General features: G+C 63.0%; 12 protein-coding genes. 10 read left to right on the top strand and 2 right to left on the bottom strand.

The annotated features are described in order from the left end of the window. The 3 genes from AC1DBN_RS05220 to rplL all read left to right on the top strand — a co-directional run bounded on the left by AC1DBN_RS05220 (window position 1) and on the right by rplL (window position 2,459). Complete coding sequence (locus AC1DBN_RS05220; protein WP_314214020.1) at window positions 1-1,119, top strand: GNAT family N-acetyltransferase; 1,119 nt, start codon at window positions 1-3, stop codon at window positions 1,117-1,119. 291 nt (window positions 1,120-1,410) lie between these two features. Then, window positions 1,411-2,004 carry a 50S ribosomal protein L10 gene (rplJ, locus tag AC1DBN_RS05215; protein ID WP_056075405.1) on the top strand — a complete coding sequence of 198 codons (594 nt, stop codon included), beginning with the start codon at window positions 1,411-1,413 and terminating at the stop codon, window positions 2,002-2,004. A 77-nt stretch (window positions 2,005-2,081) separates the two neighbouring features. Continuing rightward, on the top strand, window positions 2,082-2,459 hold the full coding sequence (gene rplL, locus AC1DBN_RS05210; protein WP_056075402.1) for a 50S ribosomal protein L7/L12: 378 nt from the start codon (window positions 2,082-2,084) through the stop codon (window positions 2,457-2,459). A gap of 126 nt (window positions 2,460-2,585) precedes the next feature. Here rplL and AC1DBN_RS05205 read toward each other — a convergent pair whose 3' ends face one another. Next, window positions 2,586-3,083, bottom strand: a complete 498-nt coding sequence (locus tag AC1DBN_RS05205; RefSeq protein ID WP_477722684.1) for an aminoacyl-tRNA deacylase — start codon at window positions 3,081-3,083, stop codon at window positions 2,586-2,588. After that, complete coding sequence (locus AC1DBN_RS05200; protein ID WP_477722683.1) at window positions 3,083-4,282, bottom strand: acetyl-CoA C-acetyltransferase; 1,200 nt, start codon at window positions 4,280-4,282, stop codon at window positions 3,083-3,085. The genes AC1DBN_RS05205 and AC1DBN_RS05200 overlap by 1 nt, the downstream gene beginning before the upstream one ends. A 247-nt stretch (window positions 4,283-4,529) precedes the next feature. Between AC1DBN_RS05200 and AC1DBN_RS05195 the strand changes: the two genes are divergently transcribed. From AC1DBN_RS05195 to tuf, 7 genes are all read left to right on the top strand, one after another. Next, complete coding sequence (locus AC1DBN_RS05195) at window positions 4,530-5,003, top strand: hypothetical protein (protein WP_477722682.1); 474 nt, start codon at window positions 4,530-4,532, stop codon at window positions 5,001-5,003. A 306-nt stretch (window positions 5,004-5,309) separates the two neighbouring features. Continuing rightward, window positions 5,310-8,819, top strand: coding sequence for a DNA-directed RNA polymerase subunit beta (rpoB, locus tag AC1DBN_RS05190; protein ID WP_056075394.1), 3,510 nt, complete (start codon window positions 5,310-5,312; stop codon window positions 8,817-8,819). A 100-nt stretch (window positions 8,820-8,919) separates the two neighbouring features. Next, window positions 8,920-12,819, top strand: coding sequence for a DNA-directed RNA polymerase subunit beta' (locus tag AC1DBN_RS05185; RefSeq protein ID WP_056075391.1), 3,900 nt, complete (start codon window positions 8,920-8,922; stop codon window positions 12,817-12,819). Between the two features lie 427 nt (window positions 12,820-13,246). Further along, window positions 13,247-13,621: a 30S ribosomal protein S12 gene (rpsL, locus tag AC1DBN_RS05180; RefSeq protein ID WP_011692814.1), complete on the top strand. Its 375-nt coding sequence runs from the start codon at window positions 13,247-13,249 to the stop codon at window positions 13,619-13,621. Between the two features lies 1 nt (window position 13,622). Beyond that, entirely contained in the window at window positions 13,623-14,093 is a 471-nt protein-coding gene (gene rpsG / locus AC1DBN_RS05175; RefSeq protein ID WP_013601837.1) for a 30S ribosomal protein S7, read from the top strand. 69 nt (window positions 14,094-14,162) lie between these two features. Further along, on the top strand, window positions 14,163-16,277 hold the full coding sequence (gene fusA / locus AC1DBN_RS05170; protein ID WP_091721986.1) for an elongation factor G: 2,115 nt from the start codon (window positions 14,163-14,165) through the stop codon (window positions 16,275-16,277). Between the two features lie 263 nt (window positions 16,278-16,540). After that, window positions 16,541-17,731 (top strand): elongation factor Tu, encoded by a 1,191-nt coding sequence (gene tuf / locus AC1DBN_RS05165; RefSeq protein ID WP_056075385.1) that lies wholly within the window; start codon window positions 16,541-16,543, stop codon window positions 17,729-17,731. Window positions 17,732-17,954: the final 223 nt, after the last annotated feature.

Genomic DNA, 17,954 nt, shown 5'->3' with positions numbered 1-17,954 from the left:
ATGGCAAAAGACGTGAAGATCGAGCAGCTCTGGATTCCTGACTCCCTTGAGGCGCCGGACGCTGCCGATTTCCTTGCCGCCCTCGAAGTGGGCCGGAAGGTCCGGATGGCCACCTGGGGGAGTGACGACCTTGCCTACGGTCCCCTCGAGAAGCTCCTGGAATTCGAGGATCCGTACGAGCGGCAACTCATCCTCGTTGCCAAAGTGGACGGCGAAATAGTCGGTACCGTGGACATCGCCCTGCCCCTGACCGACCATCTGGACCTCGCGGAATTCACCCTGGACATACTGCCCGAATTCCAGCGGCAGGGCGTGGGGCGGCGGCTCCTGGAGGCCGCCGAGCAGCTGGCCCGCGGCGAGGGCCGCACCATGATCCTGGTGGACACCAACCATCCCGGCGCGTCGCTGGATGAGTTTGAGCAGGCCCTCCTGGTGCCGGGAACCGGGCCGGGTTTCGTCCCGCTGGACAGCCGTGAGGTGGAGTTCGCGCAGAAGACCGGGTACACGCTCCAACACATCGAACAGTTCAGCGCCTGCATCCTGCCACTGGATTCGAAGCTTGTGGCGGACCTGCAGGCAGAGGCTGATGACGCCAACAACGGCCGCTACCGCCTGCACCACTGGACCGACCGCTGCCCGGACCGTTGGCTTGAGGCCGTCGCGGTGCTCGAGAACCAGGCCGGCGCGGACGTCGACCCCGACCTGGACGTCCCCGTGGAGCAGGACATGGTGTTCGACGGCGGCATCCTGCGCGAGGCCGAGGACGTCGCCATTGCGCAGGGCCGGCGGACGGTGGTCACGGCCGTCGAGCACCTCGCCTCGGGCACGCTGGTGGGACTGACCACCATCACCGTGCTGGCGCACCGGGCCGACGTGGTGTTCCAGGACGACACGCTGGTGCTGCAGGAGCACCGGGGCAACAAGCTGGGCCTGCTGATCAAGGTCTCCAACATGGAGCGGCTCACCGAACAGTTCCCTGACGCGCGCGTCATCTACACCTGGAACGCTCCGGATAACAGGTACCTCCTCACCGTCAACCAGCAGCTCGGCTTCCGTATTGCCGGGGTGACCGGGATCTGGCAGAAAGAGCTGCCGAAGCTCCGTACCAGTACCAGCTGAGGGCCCGATTTGGCGTCCTGCCACGGGCTCCCGTAGACTTGGAGGACCAAAGACCGTCGGTTGTTGGAAATCCACTCTTTCGAGCATTGCTCAACTCTGCAGTTGTGCGCGGGAGATGAAGTGGCTTTCTGGACGAAGGACCCTGACATAGGGCGGCCGGCGCAGGTGAACGAAGCAACGCTCCATGGAAACATGTTGAGCCAAGCCCCGTGCATCTGCGCGGGGCGTTTTTAGTTTTAGCTCACCTGAGCGGGACCCTCGAATACCGGCACTATCCCCGGAAGGAGGGTTATGGCAACGCCTACCAAGGTTTCAGCAGTAGCTGAGATCACTAACGATTTCAAGGAATCGAACGCCGCTGTCCTGACCGAATACCGCGGGCTCACCGTTGCACAGCTCAAGCAGCTGCGTGTTTCTCTCGGCCAGGACACCAAGTTCGCGGTCGTCAAGAACACCCTGACCGCCATTGCAGCCAAGGAAGCCGGCGTCGAAGCATTCGACGGCCAGCTTGCCGGCCCCACTGCAATCGCGTTCATCAAGGGTGACGCAGTTGCCGCTGCCAAGAGCCTGACGGATTTTGCCAAAGCCAACAAGCAGCTGGTCATCAAGACCGGTTACTTCGAAGGCAAGGCACTGGACGCCAGCGAGGTCGCCGCACTGGCTGCCCTCGAGTCCCGTGAGCTGCAGCTCGCCAAGGTTGCAGGCATCCTCAAGGCTCCTGCTGCCGCAGCTGCACGCATCATCGATGCGCTGCGTCTCAAGCTTGAAGAAGAGAACGGTGCACCGGCAGCTGCCGAAGCGCCGGCCGCTGAAGAGTCTGCTGACTCTGCAGCTGAAGCAGCAGCCGAGGCACCCGCCGAGGCTCCCGCTGCAGAAGAGAACTAATTCTCTTCACCCCACCAGACTCCGGTGTCTGTCCGGCTCCGCGCCGTTCGGACACCACAACAGGAAGGACGCCTACCATGGCGAAGCTCAGCAACGAAGAGCTCATTGAAGCTTTCAAGGAACTGACCATCATCGAGCTCTCCGAGTTCGTCAAGCTCTTCGAAGAGACCTTCGAAGTAACCGCTGCTGCTGTAGCCGTTGCCGGCCCCGCCGCCGGTGGCGCTGCTGAAGAGGCTGAAGAGAAGACCGAATTCGACGTCGTTCTCGAGTCCGCTGGCGAAAAGAAGATCGCAGTGATCAAGGAAGTACGTGCCATCACTTCCCTGGGTCTGAAGGAAGCCAAGGACCTGGTTGACAGCGCACCCAAGGCTGTTCTCGAAGGCGCCACCAAAGAAGCTGCCGAGAAGGCCAAGGAGCAGCTCGAGGCTGCAGGCGCCAGCGTTACCGTCAAGTAACAACGGTTTCTCCACGAAAAACCCCGTCCCACTGCCTGGCAGTGGGGCGGGGTTTTTCTGTGTCCGGATCCCAACTGAGTAGCAGCAGGTGTCGTTATGACCCCTCGTAACGACACCTGCTGCTACCTACATCGGGTCCGAGATGTCAGCGACGACGGCGCCGAGGGCGGACGTGAGTGCGTCGGCGTCGACGAATGCGCTGTAGCCGTGGGCGCCGGCACCCATCGATATCCGCCGCCCCGTGATGGTGGCGTCGGCGTACACAGGCCACGGGCTGGTGCTCCCCAGCGGGGTGATGGTTCCGCGTTCGTAACCCGTTGCCTCGAGGGCGATGTCCGCCGGCGGCAGGGACAGCTTGTTGACGCCCACCAGCTGCCGCAGCTTGGGCCAGGAGATCTGCCGGTCACCGGGTACCAGGGCGAACAGGAACGTCCCGTCCTTGTGCTTCACCACCAGGGATTTGACGATGTCGGCCGGCATGATGCCAAGGACTACCGCCGCCTCTTCGAGGCTCCTCGCCGCTGGCCGTTCCACCACCTCCACGTGCAGGCCCCGGGCCGCGGCGTCGGCCAGGAACCGTTCGCGTCCGACGCCGTCCGTTCCGTTTGCCGCATGGGCCGCCATCAGTCGCGGTAGAGCAGGAGCGCTTCGCCCTGCCCTCCTCCGCCGCACAGGGACACCGCCGCCTTGCCGGATCCGCGCCGCTTGAGCTCGTGCGCGGCGTGCGCCGCGAGGCGTGCTCCGGACGCCCCGATGGGGTGGCCCAGGGCGATGGCGCCGCCGTGGATGTTGCACTTCTCCAGCGGATAGTCGAGGTCCTTCAACGACTGCACTGCCACCGACCCGAAGGCTTCGTTGATCTCGATGAAGTCGAGGTCAGCTGTGCTCCAGCCGGCCTTGCCCAAGGCATTCATGATGGCGTTCGAGGGCTGGGAGTGCAGCGAGTTGTCAGGCCCGGCCACCTGGCCCGGCTTGCCCACCACCGCGAGGTATTCCAGCCCGTGCTCTTCGGCATAAGCCCGCGATGACAGCACCAGGGCCGCGGCGCCATCGGAAAGTGGGGAAGAGTTGCCCGCCGTGATGGTGCCGTCGGTGACGAAGGCGGCGCGAAGCCCGCCGAGGGACTCCACGGACGAATTGGGCCGGACGCCCTCGTCCGTGCCCACCACCAGGGGGTCACCCTTCCGCTGCTTGACGCTGATGGCGACGATCTCGTCGTCGAACGTTCCGTTCTTGGCGGCCAGCGCTGCACGCTGGTGGGACTGGGCCGCAACGTTGTCCTGTGAAGGCCTGTCGATGCCGAGGGCGAGGTTGCCTGTCTCCGTGGACAGGCCCATCGACTGGCCGTCGAAGGCATCGGTGAGCCCGTCATGGGCGGCCACGTCGAGGGCCTGGATGGAACCGTAGGTCCAGCCCTGCCGCGACCCCGGCAGGATGTGGGGAGCCCGGGTCATCGACTCCTGGCCGCCGGCCACCACCACTGCGGCTTCGCCGGCGCGGATCATCCGGGCCGCGTCGATGACGGCGGTGAGCCCCGACAGGCATACCTTGTTGATCGTCACCGCGGGGACGTTCCAGCCGATCCCGGCGGCAATGGCGCTCTGGCGGGCCGGGTTCTGGCCCGCCCCCGCCTGCAGGACCTGGCCCATGATGACCGCTTCCACGTCACCCACCGCAGCGCCGCTGGCGTCCAGGGCAGCGCGGATGGCGTGCGCGCCAAGGTCTACGGCCGTGAAGCTGGCCAGTTGCCCGTTGATCCGCCCCTGCGGGGTGCGGACTGCTGCAAGGATGACAACGTCACTGTTGCCGGGGGAGTTGCCCATGGTTATCTCTTCCGATCTCATCCGGTGTAAGCCACCAAGGTTATCGTGACCCTGATCACCCATCTATTCAAACGCGGCGGCACGCATGTGCATTCCGGGCCTGCGCCGCCTGGAGCCGCGTTAGCTGGAAGACAGCAGGGGAGAGGTCCCCATGGCCGGAATGTGCACGACGGCGGCAGCTTGCGTAGGGTGGACGGCGGAAACTCATGCAGGGGGCAGCCATGCCGCACCCGGGACGGATGGAGCAATGACAGTGAAGAAGATCCTCGCCCTGGCAGCAGTTGTTGGCGTAGCCGGGCTGACTGCCTGCTCGGTGTCGGCGCCCGCTCCGGCCGAAACCGCTGACGCGGGCCAGACCTCCAGCTCGGCTGCCAGCAGCAGCGCCTCCGCCAGTGACGGCCCGTCGGCGTCCTCCGCCACGTCCGGCGGCGCCAAGGAAGCCTGCGAACGCTTCAACTCGCTCTTTGCCGACTACGCCGCTGTGCCCTCCGGCGACGCCAGCGGCTACGAGGACATCTACCTGCAGGCAGAAGACGCCAAGGACACCGTCACCGGCGACCTTCAGGGCCTCTTCGCCTCGCTCAGCCTCCTGGCCATCGACCACTCCAGCGCAGCCGAAAGCGGCGGGGAGCCCGCCCAGACTTCCAAGGACGCCGTGCGCGACGCGGTGTTTGCCAACTCGGGGACGTGCTCTGCCGAAGGCGTGACGCTAAAGCTCTAACCGGCCGCCGCGAACCGGAAAGCGGACGGAAAAGGGTGCTTGCAATCCTGCGCGAAGTGGGGTAGACACATAGGCTGTTTTGCCGTATCGTAGATATTTGCGTCTTCCCTGTTTACCTTCAGCCTTCATATAGCGGTGGGCTTTGCCTGGCAGCTGGCAATCAACGTGCCGTCGATACGTCACAACACAGCCAGCCGGGCCCCGGGTCATATAGCGGAACCGGATGGTAGCGCTGCGGAGTAACTTCTGCAGGGTGCACAGCGGGGGAGATCTGAAAACGCCTGAAGGTCTGTGGAAGGATCCCTCTTGGTCGCCTCGAGCACCTCTAATAACGAAACCGCTAACACCGCCGACAGCACTGATGGTGCCACTCGCCGGCTCTCATTCGCAAAGATTCACGAACCCCTTGATGTTCCGAATCTGCTTGCCCTGCAGACGGACAGCTTTGACTGGCTCGTCGGCAACGAACGCTGGCAGGCACGCGTAGCGAAGGCCGTCGAAGAAAACGATCTCAGCGTCGCTACGACGTCCGGCCTGTCGGACATCTTCGAAGAGATCTCCCCGATCGAGGATTTCCAGGGCACCATGTCCCTGAGCTTCTCCGATCCGGAGTTCGCTGACCCCAAGTACACCATGGCCGAGTGCAAGGACCGGGACGCTACCTACTCGGCTCCGCTGTACGTCAAGGCCGAGTTCATGAACAACAACACGGGCGAAATCAAGCAGCAGACCGTGTTCATGGGCGACTTCCCGCTGATGACCGAGAAGGGTACCTTCGTGGTCAACGGCACCGAGCGTGTCGTCGTCTCCCAGCTGGTCCGTTCGCCGGGCGCCTACTTTGAGCGTGCCGCTGACAAGACCAGCGACAAGGACATCTTCACCGCCAAGATCATCCCGTCCCGCGGTGCATGGTTTGAGCTCGAGATCGACAAGCGCGACCAGGTCGGCGTCCGCCTCGACCGCAAGCGCAAGCAGTCCGTCACGGTCCTGCTGAAGGCCCTGGGCTGGACCGAAGGCCAGATCCTCGAAGAATTCGGCCAGTACGACTCCATGCGCGCAACGCTGGAGAAGGACGCCACCGAAACCCGCGAAGACGCCCTGCTGGACATCTACCGCAAGCTGCGTCCGGGCGAGCCGCCCACAGTCGAGGCTGCCCAGTCCCTGCTGGACAACCTGTACTTCAACTCCAAGCGCTACGATCTGGCCAAGGTTGGCCGCTACAAGATCAACCGCAAGCTGGGCATCGACCGCTCCCTTGGCGACAAGGAAGCCTCGGTCCTGCACGTTGAAGACATCGTTGCCATGATCAAGTTCCTCGTCGCGCTGCACGCCGGCGAGAAGACCATCAAGGGCACCCGTGACGGCCAGGAAGTGGACCTGCGCGTCGAAATCGACGACATCGACCACTTCGGCAACCGCCGTATCCGCGCCGTGGGCGAGCTCATCGAGAACCAGGTCCGCACCGGCCTGTCCCGCATGGAGCGCGTTGTCCGCGAGCGTATGACCACCCAGGACGTCGAGGCCATCACGCCGCAGACCCTGATCAACATCCGCCCCGTCGTGGCAGCCATCAAGGAGTTCTTCGGAACTTCGCAGCTGTCGCAGTTCATGGACCAGAACAACCCGCTTTCGGGCCTGACCCACAAGCGCCGCCTGTCGGCCCTTGGCCCCGGTGGTCTGTCCCGTGACCGCGCCGGCATGGAAGTCCGTGACGTGCACCCGTCCCACTACGGACGTATGTGCCCCATCGAAACTCCTGAAGGCCCGAACATTGGCCTGATCGGTTCGCTGGCATCCTACGGACGCATCAACCCGTTCGGTTTCATCGAGACGCCGTACCGCCTGGTCAAGGACGGAGTCGTTTCCGACGACGTCCAGTACCTGACGGCTGACGACGAGGCCGAGGTCCTGATCGCCCAGGCCAACGCACCGCTGGATGCTGACAAGAAGTTCTCGGAGGAGACCGTTCTTGTCCGTGCCCGTGGTGGTGGAGGCGAGCCTGTTCTGGTTCCCGCCGCAGACGTCGAGTTCATGGACGTTTCCCCGCGCCAGATGGTGTCCGTGGCCACGGCCCTGATCCCGTTCCTCGAGCATGACGATGCCAACCGTGCACTCATGGGTGCCAACATGCAGCGCCAGGCCGTGCCGCTGGTCCGTTCCGAGGCCCCGTTCGTGGGTACCGGCATGGAGCGCGCCGCAGCCGTCGACGCCGGCGACGTCACCATCGCCAAGAAGGCAGGTGTGGTTACCGAGGTCTCCGCTGAGCTGGTCATCATGCTCAACGACGACGGTACGGAAACCAACTACCGCATCAACAAGTTCGCGCGCTCCAACCAGGGCAACTGCTACAACAACCGCGTCCTGGTAAACGAAGGCCAGCGCCTTGAGGTCGGCGGCATCATTGCTGACGGCCCGGCGACGGACCAGGGCGAGCTCGCCCTTGGTAAGAACCTGCTCGTGGCATTCATGTCATGGGAAGGCCACAACTTCGAGGACGCCATTATCCTCTCGCAGCGCATTGTTGCCGAGGACGTTCTTTCCTCCATCCACATCGAGGAGCACGAGATCGATGCCCGCGACACCAAGCTTGGTGCCGAGGAAATCACCCGTGACATCCCCAACGTGTCCGAGGAAGTCCTGGCAGGCCTGGACGAGCGCGGCATCATCCACATCGGTGCCGAGGTTGAAGCCGGCGACATCCTGGTCGGAAAGGTCACCCCGAAGGGTGAAACCGAACTGACCCCGGAAGAGCGCCTGCTGCGCGCCATCTTCGGTGAGAAGTCCCGCGAAGTCCGCGATACTTCCCTGAAGGTGCCGCACGGCGAGTCCGGCACCGTCATCGGTGTCCGCGTCTTCGACCGCGACAACGACGACGAGCTGCCCCCGGGCGTGAACCAGCTGGTCCGCGTCTACGTGGCCGCCAAGCGCAAGATCACCGACGGCGACAAGCTCGCCGGCCGCCACGGCAACAAGGGTGTTATCTCCAAGATCCTCCCGATCGAGGACATGCCCTTCCTTGCCGACGGCACCCCCGTTGACATCGTCCTGAACCCGCTGGGTGTTCCGGGCCGTATGAACGTGGGCCAGGTGCTCGAAACGCACCTCGGCTGGGTTGCCAAGACCGGCTGGAAGATCGAAGGCGAGCCCGAGTGGGTCAAGCAGCTGCCGAACCTGCCGCGCGAGAGTGGTCCCACCACTGTTGCAACGCCGGTCTTCGACGGTGCCCGTGAAGAAGAAATCACGGGCCTGCTCGACTCCACCAACGTGACCCGTGACGGTGACCGCCTGATCAACTCCTCCGGCAAGACCCGCCTGTTTGACGGCCGCTCGGGCGAGCCGTTCCCGGATCCGATCTCGGTCGGCTACATGTACATCCTGAAGCTCCACCACCTGGTGGACGACAAGATCCACGCCCGCTCCACCGGCCCGTACTCCATGATCACGCAGCAGCCGCTGGGTGGTAAGGCACAGTTCGGTGGCCAGCGCTTCGGTGAAATGGAAGTGTGGGCCCTCGAAGCCTATGGCGCCGCCTACACGCTCCAGGAACTCCTCACCATCAAGTCCGATGACATCCACGGCCGCGTCAAGGTCTACGAAGCCATCGTCAAGGGCGAGAACATCCCGGAGCCGGGCGTTCCCGAATCCTTCAAGGTCTTGATCAAGGAAATGCAGTCGCTGTGCCTGAACGTGGAAGTGCTTTCCACGGACGGAACCACAATTGAAATGCGTGACTCTGATGACGCAGTCTTCACGGCTGCGGAAGAACTGGGCATCGATCTGTCTCGTGCAGAGCCCAGCTCCGTAGAAGAGGTCTAGCAGGTCCGGTCCGACGGCGGGTGCCCACCCGCCGTCGGGCCTGACCTCCCTCATTCGTCAAGACTTCAGAATTTAGAGAACAAGAGAGAACAGGGACCATATGTCCAGCGAATCCTCCTTCGGCCTCATGCAGATCGGCCTCGCCACCGCGGAAGACATCCGCGGCTGGTCTTACGGCGAGGTTAAGAAGCCGGAAACCATCAACTACCGCACGCTCAAGCCCGAGAAGGACGGCCTCTTCTGCGAGAAGATCTTCGGCCCGTCCCGTGACTGGGAATGCTACTGCGGCAAGTACAAGCGCGTGCGCTTCAAGGGCATCATCTGTGAGCGCTGTGGCGTTGAGGTCACCCGCGCCAAGGTACGCCGTGAGCGCATGGGCCACATCGAGCTCGCCGCTCCCGTCACCCACATCTGGTACTTCAAGGGTGTTCCGTCCCGCCTGGGCTACCTCCTTGACCTGGCACCGAAGGACCTCGAAAAGGTCATCTACTTCGCTGCCTACATGATCACCAGCGTCGACGAGGCTGCCCGCCACGAGGAACTGCCCAACCTGCAGGTTGAGCACGACATCGAGAAGAAGCAGCTCATCGACAACCGCGACTCCGACATCGCGGCGATCGCCCGCGACCTCGAAGGCGAAATCGCCCGCCTTGAGGGCGAAGGCGCCAAGGCTGCCGACAAGAAGAAGGCCCGCGACTCCGCCGACCGCCAGATGGCCAACGTGCGCAAGCGCGCCGACGCCGACATCGAGCGCCTCGAGCAGGTCTGGGACCGCTTCAAGAACCTCAAGGTTGCCGACCTCGAAGGCGACGAGGGCCTGTACCGCGAACTGCGTGACCGCTACGGCATGTACTTCGAAGGCTCCATGGGTGCCGAGGCCATCAAGAAGCGCCTCGAGGGCTTCGACATGCAGGCCGAATCCGACCTGCTGCGCGACATCATTGCCAACGGCAAGGGCCAGCGCAAGACCCGTGCCCTCAAGCGCCTGAAGGTGGTCAACGCGTTCCTGACCACCAACAACAGCCCGCTCGGCATGGTCCTCGACGCCGTCCCGGTGATCCCGCCGGAACTGCGCCCGATGGTCCAGCTGGACGGTGGCCGCTTCGCGACCTCCGACCTCAACGACCTCTACCGTCGTGTGATCAACCGCAACAACCGACTCAAGCGCCTGCTTGACCTCGGCGCCCCGGAGATCATTGTCAACAACGAGAAGCGCATGCTTCAGGAAGCTGTTGACAGCCTCTTCGACAACGGCCGTCGTGGCCGTCCGGTTACGGGTCCGGGCAACCGCCCGCTGAAGTCCCTGAGCGACATGCTTAAGGGCAAGCAGGGCCGCTTCCGCCAGAACCTCCTCGGCAAGCGTGTTGACTACTCCGGCCGTTCGGTCATCGTCGTCGGCCCGCAGCTGAAGCTGCACCAGTGCGGCCTGCCCAAGCAGATGGCCCTGGAGCTCTTCAAGCCGTTCGTGATGAAGCGCCTGGTTGACCTCAACCACGCCCAGAACATCAAGTCGGCAAAGCGCATGGTCGAGCGTTACCGTCCGCAGGTTTGGGACGTGCTCGAAGAGATCATCACCGAGCACCCGGTGCTGCTCAACCGTGCACCTACCCTGCACCGCCTGGGTATCCAGGCGTTCGAGCCGCAGCTTGTTGAAGGCAAGGCCATCCAGCTTCACCCGCTGGTTTGTGGTGCCTTCAACGCTGACTTCGACGGTGACCAGATGGCAGTGCACCTGCCGCTGAGCCCCGAGGCGCAGGCTGAGGCGCGCATCCTGATGCTGTCCTCGAACAACATCCTGAAGCCGTCCGATGGACGCCCGGTCACCCTGCCTTCGCAGGATATGATCATCGGCCTCTACCACCTGACCACCAAGCGGAAGGGTTCGGCCGGCGAAGGCCGCATCTTCGGTTCGGTATCCGAGGCCATCATGGCGTTCGATGCCCGCGACCTTCACCTGAACTCCCAGGTCAAGATCCGCCTCGAAGGCTTCGTGCCCTACGCCGGTTGGGAAGCCCCCGAAGGTTGGGAGCAGGGCCAGCCCGCAATCGTGGAAACCTCCCTGGGCCAGGTCCTCTTCAATGAGACCCTGCCCGAGGACTACCCCTGGGTTGAGGCTGTAGCGGACAAGGGCGAACTGTCCAGGATCGTCAACGACCTCGCTGAGCGCTACCCGAAGGTTGTTACCGCGGCAACGCTGGACAACCTGAAGGATGCCGGTTTCTACTGGGCCACCCGTTCGGGCGTCACGGTTGCCATCTCCGACATCGAGGTTCCGGCTGCCAAGCCGCAGATCCTTGCCGGGTATGAGGAACGCGCCGCCAAGATCCAGGGCCAGTACGACAAGGGCCTGATCGACGACGACGAGCGTCGCCAGGAACTCATCGAGATCTGGAACAAGGCAACCAACGACATCGCTGCGGTGATGCGTGAGAGCCTGTCTCCGATGAACACCATCAACCGCATGGTGTCCTCCGGTGCCCGTGGTAACTGGATGCAGGTCCGTCAGATCGCGGGTATCCGTGGCCTGGTGGCCAACCCTAAGGGTGAGATCATCCCGCGCCCCATCAAGTCCTCGTACCGTGAGGGCCTGTCGGTGCTGGAATACTTCATCGCCACGCACGGTGCCCGTAAGGGCCTCGCCGATACCGCTCTGCGTACCGCCAACTCGGGTTACCTGACCCGACGCCTGGTGGACGTCTCGCAGGATGTCATCGTCCGTGAAGAGGACTGCGGCACCGAGCGTGGCCTGGTCACGCCGATCGCCGTCGCCGACTCCAACGGTGAGCTGGTCCTGGACGAGAACGTCGAGAACAGCGCCTACGCACGTACGCTGGCTGTCGACGTCGTGGACTCCGAGGGCAACGTCCTCGCAGCCGCCGGCACCGACTGCGGCGACGTCGTCATCGACGAGCTCTTCAAGGCCGGCATCACCGAGGTCAAGGTCCGCTCGGTCCTGACCTGTGAGTCCAGCGTTGGTACCTGCGCCCTGTGCTACGGCCGTTCGCTGGCCACCGGCAAGACCGTGGACATCGGCGAGGCTGTCGGCATCATCGCAGCCCAGTCCATCGGTGAGCCCGGTACCCAGCTGACCATGCGTACGTTCCACACCGGTGGTGCAGTGTCCGCCGGCGGTGGCGACGACATCACCCAGGGTCTGCCCCGTATCCAGGAGCTCTTCGAAGCCCGTACTCCGAAGGGTGTTGCGCCGATTGCCGAGGCAGCCGGCCGCATCGCCATCGAAGAGTCCGAGCGCCAGATGCGCCTGGTCATCACCCCGGATGACGGAACGGAAGAGATCGCTTACCCGGTCCTGCGCCGTTCACGCCTGCTGATCGAAGACGGCGACCACGTCACCGTTGGCCAGAAGCTGATCAACGGTCCGGTGGACCCCAAGCAGGTCCTGCGCATCATGGGTCCGCGTGCGGCACAGAAGTTCCTTGTGGACGAAGTGCAGGGCGTGTACCGCAGCCAGGGCATCGGTATCCACGACAAGCACGTCGAGGTTATCGTCCGCCAGATGCTGCGCCGCGTCACGGTCATCGAGTCCGGCGAATCGGACCTGCTGCCCGGCGAGCTCGCCGAGCGCAGCCGTTTCGAAGACGCCAACCGCCGCGTTGTGTCCGAGGGCAAGACGCCGGCATCCGGCCGTCCGGAGCTCATGGGCATCACCAAGGCGTCGCTGGCCACCGAGTCCTGGCTGTCCGCAGCTTCCTTCCAGGAGACCACCCGCGTCCTGACGCAGGCGGCCATGGAAGGCAAGAGCGATCCGCTGCTGGGCCTCAAGGAGAACGTCATCATCGGTAAGCTGATCCCGGCCGGCACGGGCCTCCCGCGCTACACCGAGGTCACCGTGGAGCCCACCGAAGAAGCGAAGGCCAACCTGTTCACCGGCCCCAGCGCATTCAGTGACTTCTCGTACGACACCCTGGGCGGTGACGGAGCCCCCGAGTTCCACGCCATCCCGCTGGATGACTACGATCTCGGCAACGACTTCCGCTAAAAACGGCTGTCAGTCCCAAGCTGGATAATGAGGCCAGGCCCCGCACTTTCGAGTGCGGGGCCTGGCCCGTTAACCGGGTTTTGCGCCCGGTCGCCAGGGCATTGGAGGACGACGGCGGCGGGCGGCTGCCGCCGTCGTCCGCCTTACACCTGATTAAGGCTCAGGATCAAGCCGTGCTAGACTTTTCTGTAATTGTTCTGTGTGGCAGTGGATGAAGGCCGCCGCAGCGTCATTTTGGTTTTGTTCTCATGATGCTGGGTGTGAGCTTGTTTCCGGGTTGCGGGTAAGGTGCGCAACGAATGCCACCATTTTGCACGCCTAGGCAAGATTTGAGCCACCAGGCCTGCAGGGACAACGCCAAAACCGGAGCAGAGACGGCTGACGCCTGAATGTGCCGGTAGAGATCAAACCAACGGAGAACACGAGAGTGCCTACGATTAACCAGCTGGTCCGCAAGGGCCGCACGCCTAAGGTCAAAAAGACCAAGGCTCCTGCCCTGAACGGCAGCCCGATGCGCCGCGGTGTTTGCACCCGCGTTTACACCACCACCCCCAAGAAGCCGAACTCGGCTCTGCGTAAGGTTGCACGTGTGCGCCTCAACGGTGGCGTTGAAGTTACCGCTTACATCCCCGGTGTTGGCCACAACCTGCAGGAGCACTCCATTGTGCTCGTTCGCGGTGGTCGTGTGAAGGACCTTCCGGGTGTCCGCTACAAGATCGTCCGTGGCGCCCTCGATACCCAGGGTGTGAAGAACCGTAAGCAGGCCCGCAGCCGCTACGGCGCAAAGATGGAGAAGAAGTAATATGCCTCGCAAGGGTCCGGCCCCCAAGCGGCCGCTCGTACAGGATCCCGTTTACGGCTCCCCGCTGGTAACCCAGCTCATCAACAAGGTGCTCGTTGACGGCAAGAAGTCCACGGCAGAGCGCATTGTCTACGGTGCCCTCGAAGGCGCACGCGCCAAGTCCGGCGGCGACCCCGTGGCTGCACTGAAGAAGGCCATGGACAACGTCAAGCCTTCGCTTGAGGTCCGCTCACGCCGCGTCGGCGGCGCCACCTACCAGGTTCCGGTTGAGGTCAAGCCGGGCCGCTCCACCGCACTTGCCCTGCGGTGGCTGGTTGGCTACTCCAAGGCCCGCCGCGAAAAGACGATGACCGAGCGTCTCCAGAACGAAATCCTGGATGCGTCCAACGGTCTCGGTGCCGCTGTGAAGCGTCGCGAAGACACCCACAAGATGGCCGAGTCCAACAAGGCCTTCGCACACTACCGCTGGTAATACTCCCCGGACGCCGCCGGCTCAACCGAGCCGGCGGCGAACGTGTAGTCCATCCCAAAAGGAGACCCCGTGGCACAGGACGTGCTTACCGACCTTAGTAAGGTCCGCAACATCGGCATCATGGCCCATATTGATGCCGGCAAGACCACCACCACCGAGCGCATCCTGTTCTACACGGGTGTGAACCACAAGATCGGCGAAACGCACGACGGCGCTTCGACCACTGACTGGATGGAACAGGAAAAGGAACGCGGCATCACCATCACGTCTGCCGCCGTGACCTGCTTCTGGGAAAACAACCAGATCAACATCATCGACACTCCCGGCCACGTGGACTTCACTGTTGAGGTTGAGCGCTCCCTGCGCGTCCTCGACGGTGCCGTTGCTGTCTTCGATGGCAAGGAAGGCGTTGAGCCCCAGTCCGAGACCGTGTGGCGCCAGGCTGACAAGTACAACGTCCCGCGTATCTGCTTCGTCAACAAGATGGACAAGCTCGGCGCTGATTTCTACTTCACCGTAGACACCATCGTCAGCCGCCTCGGCGCCAAGCCGCTGGTCATGCAGCTGCCCATCGGTGCTGAGAACGACTTCATCGGCGTCGTGGACCTGCTCTACATGCGCTCCCTGGTCTGGCCCGGCGATGCCAAGGGTGACGTCACCATGGGTGCGAAGTACGAGATCCGCGAGATCCCGGCTGACCTCCAGGAAAAGGCCGAAGAGTACCGCGCAGCGCTCGTTGAGACCGTTGCAGAGTCCTCCGAGGAACTCATGGAGAAGTACCTTGAAGGCGAAGAACTCACCGTAGACGAGCTCAAGGCCGGCATCCGCAAGATGACGATCAACTCCGAGCTCTACCCGATCTTCTGTGGCTCCGCGTTCAAGAACCGTGGCGTTCAGCCGATGCTCGATGCAGTTGTCGACTACCTGCCGAACCCGCTCGACGTCCCGCCGATGGTCGGTCACGACCCCCGCGACGAAGAGAAGGAACTGACCCGCGCACCTTCCGCTGACGAGCCTTTCTCCGCACTGGCCTTCAAGATTGCAGCGCACCCGTTCTTCGGCCAGCTCACCTTCATCCGCGTGTACTCCGGTCACGTGGAAGCAGGCGCCCAGGTGGTCAACTCCACCAAGGGTAAGAAAGAGCGCATCGGCAAGCTGTTCCAGATGCACGCCAACAAGGAGATGCCCGTTGAGGGCGCCACCGCCGGCCACATCTACGCTGCCATCGGTCTCAAGGACACCACCACGGGCGACACCCTGTGCGACTCTGCAAACCAGATCGTGCTTGAGTCCATGAGCTTCCCGGAGCCCGTGATCTCGGTTGCCATCGAGCCGAACACCAAGGGTGACCAGGAGAAGCTCTCCACGGCCATCCAGAAGCTCTCCGCTGAGGACCCCACCTTCCAGGTGTCCCTCAACGAAGACACCGGCCAGACCATCATCGCCGGCATGGGCGAGCTCCACCTGGACATCCTGGTGGACCGTATGCGCCGCGAGTTCAAGGTCGAGGCAAACGTGGGCAAGCCCCAGGTTGCCTACCGCGAAACCATCAAGCGCGCCGTCGAACGCCACGACTACACGCACAAGAAGCAGACCGGTGGTTCGGGCCAGTTCGCAAAGATCCAGATTGCGATCGAACCGCTGGACACTGCCGAGGGCGAGCTGTACGAGTTCGAGAACAAGGTCACCGGTGGCCGCGTTCCGCGCGAATACATCCCGTCTGTCGACGCTGGTATCCAGGATGCACTGAACGACGGCGTCCTGGCCGGTTACCCGGTTGTGGGCATCAAGGCCACGCTGATTGACGGCGCGTACCACGATGTTGACTCCTCGGAAATGGCGTTCAAGATCGCCGGCCGTATGGCTTTCAAGGAAGCCGCACGCAAGGCGAACCCTGTCCTGCTCGAACCGCTGATGGATGTCGAAGTCCGCACCCCTGAGGAATACATGGGTGAAGTTATCGGTGACATCAACTCCCGCCGTGGCCAGATGCAGTCCATGGAAGATGCACAGGGCGTCAAGGTTATCCGCGCGCACGTTCCGCTGTCCGGCATGTTCGGCTACATCGGTGACCTGCGTTCGAAGACCCAGGGCCGCGCTGTGTACTCCATGACGTTCAACAGCTACGCGGAGGTCCCGAAGGCTGTCGCCGACGAGATCATCCAGAAGAGCCGCGGCGAGTAGTCCGTACAGGGCACTTAAAGCGAATACCTCGGGTGCGCAGCCGGAAACGGACAGCGCAGCCGGTGCAGGTGGCCGGGGCCGGCGGGACCCATCCCGGTCAAGCCGGCTCCAGGCCATCTGCACGAACAGGCTCAGGGGATTAGTATTAGTTCCTGAATCTGCAATTTCACCAATCCAAAGCCCCCAAGTAGACTTGCCTGAGTTTCTGCCGCGAAAAGCGCGGTTGAAGGGCAAGTCATTTGAAATCGTTCTAGGAGGAACCTGTGGCAAAGGCAAAGTTCGAGCGGACTAAGCCGCACGTCAACATCGGCACCATCGGTCACGTTGACCACGGTAAGACGACGCTGACGGCCGCCATTTCCAAGGTGCTGTACGACAAGTACCCGGATCTCAACGAGAAGCGCGACTTCGCGTCTATCGACTCTGCTCCCGAAGAGCGTCAGCGCGGTATTACCATCAACATCTCCCACGTGGAGTACCAGACCGAGAAGCGCCACTACGCACACGTAGACGCCCCCGGTCACGCTGACTACATCAAGAACATGATCACCGGTGCTGCCCAGATGGACGGCGCAATCCTCGTGGTTGCTGCTACCGATGGCCCCATGGCTCAGACCCGCGAGCACGTTCTGCTCGCCCGCCAGGTTGGTGTTCCCTACCTGCTGGTCGCGCTGAACAAGTCCGACATGGTTGATGACGAAGAGCTCCTCGACCTCGTCGAAATGGAAGTTCGTGAGCTGCTCAGCTCGCAGGGCTTCGATGGCGATGAGGCTCCGGTTGTTCGCGTTTCCGGCCTGAAGGCTCTGGAAGGCGACCCGGTTTGGGTCAAGTCCGTTGAGGACCTGATGGCAGCTGTCGACGAGTCCGTTCCGGACCCCGTACGTGACCGCGACAAGCCGTTCCTGATGCCGATTGAAGACGTCTTCACCATCACCGGCCGTGGCACCGTTGTTACGGGCCGCGCCGAGCGTGGCACCCTCGCCATCAACTCCGAGGTCGAGATCGTTGGCATCCGCCCGGTCCAGAAGACCACGGTTACCGGTATCGAGATGTTCCACAAGCAGCTCGACGAAGCATGGGCCGGCGAGAACTGTGGCCTGCTGCTCCGTGGCCTGAAGCGCGACGATGTCGAGCGTGGCCAGGTTGTCGTCAAGCCGGGTTCCATCACCCCGCACACCGACTTCGAGGCCAACGTCTACATCCTGTCCAAGGACGAAGGCGGACGCCACAACCCGTTCTACTCGAACTACCGCCCGCAGTTCTACTTCCGTACGACGGACGTTACCGGCGTTATCACCCTGCCTGAGGGCACGGAAATGGTTATGCCCGGCGACAACACTGAGATGACCGTTGCGCTCATCCAGCCGATCGCTATGGAAGACGGCCTCGGCTTCGCTATCCGCGAAGGCGGCCGCACCGTTGGTTCGGGACGCGTCACCAAGATCATCAAGTAACTCTTGCTGATCATCGGATAGCCGGGATTATGTCCCGGTAATCCACAGAAGGCCCCGCTGCAGTGTGCAGCGGGGCCTTCTTTTGCTACCGTTAATCCAGTCAATGGATAAACCGCGGGACTTCTGCCACACTCTCCCTGAAAGGCCATCTCATGCCGGACGATTCGTACGAGGCAGGCTACCGGGCCGGTCACTTGCAGGGTTGGCTGGATGCCATGGCCAA

This window comes from Pseudarthrobacter sp. 10T415 (assembly GCF_056394175.1).
The sequence above is the reverse complement of the archived record's forward strand: the minus strand, read 5'-3'. Positions and strand labels throughout refer to the sequence as shown.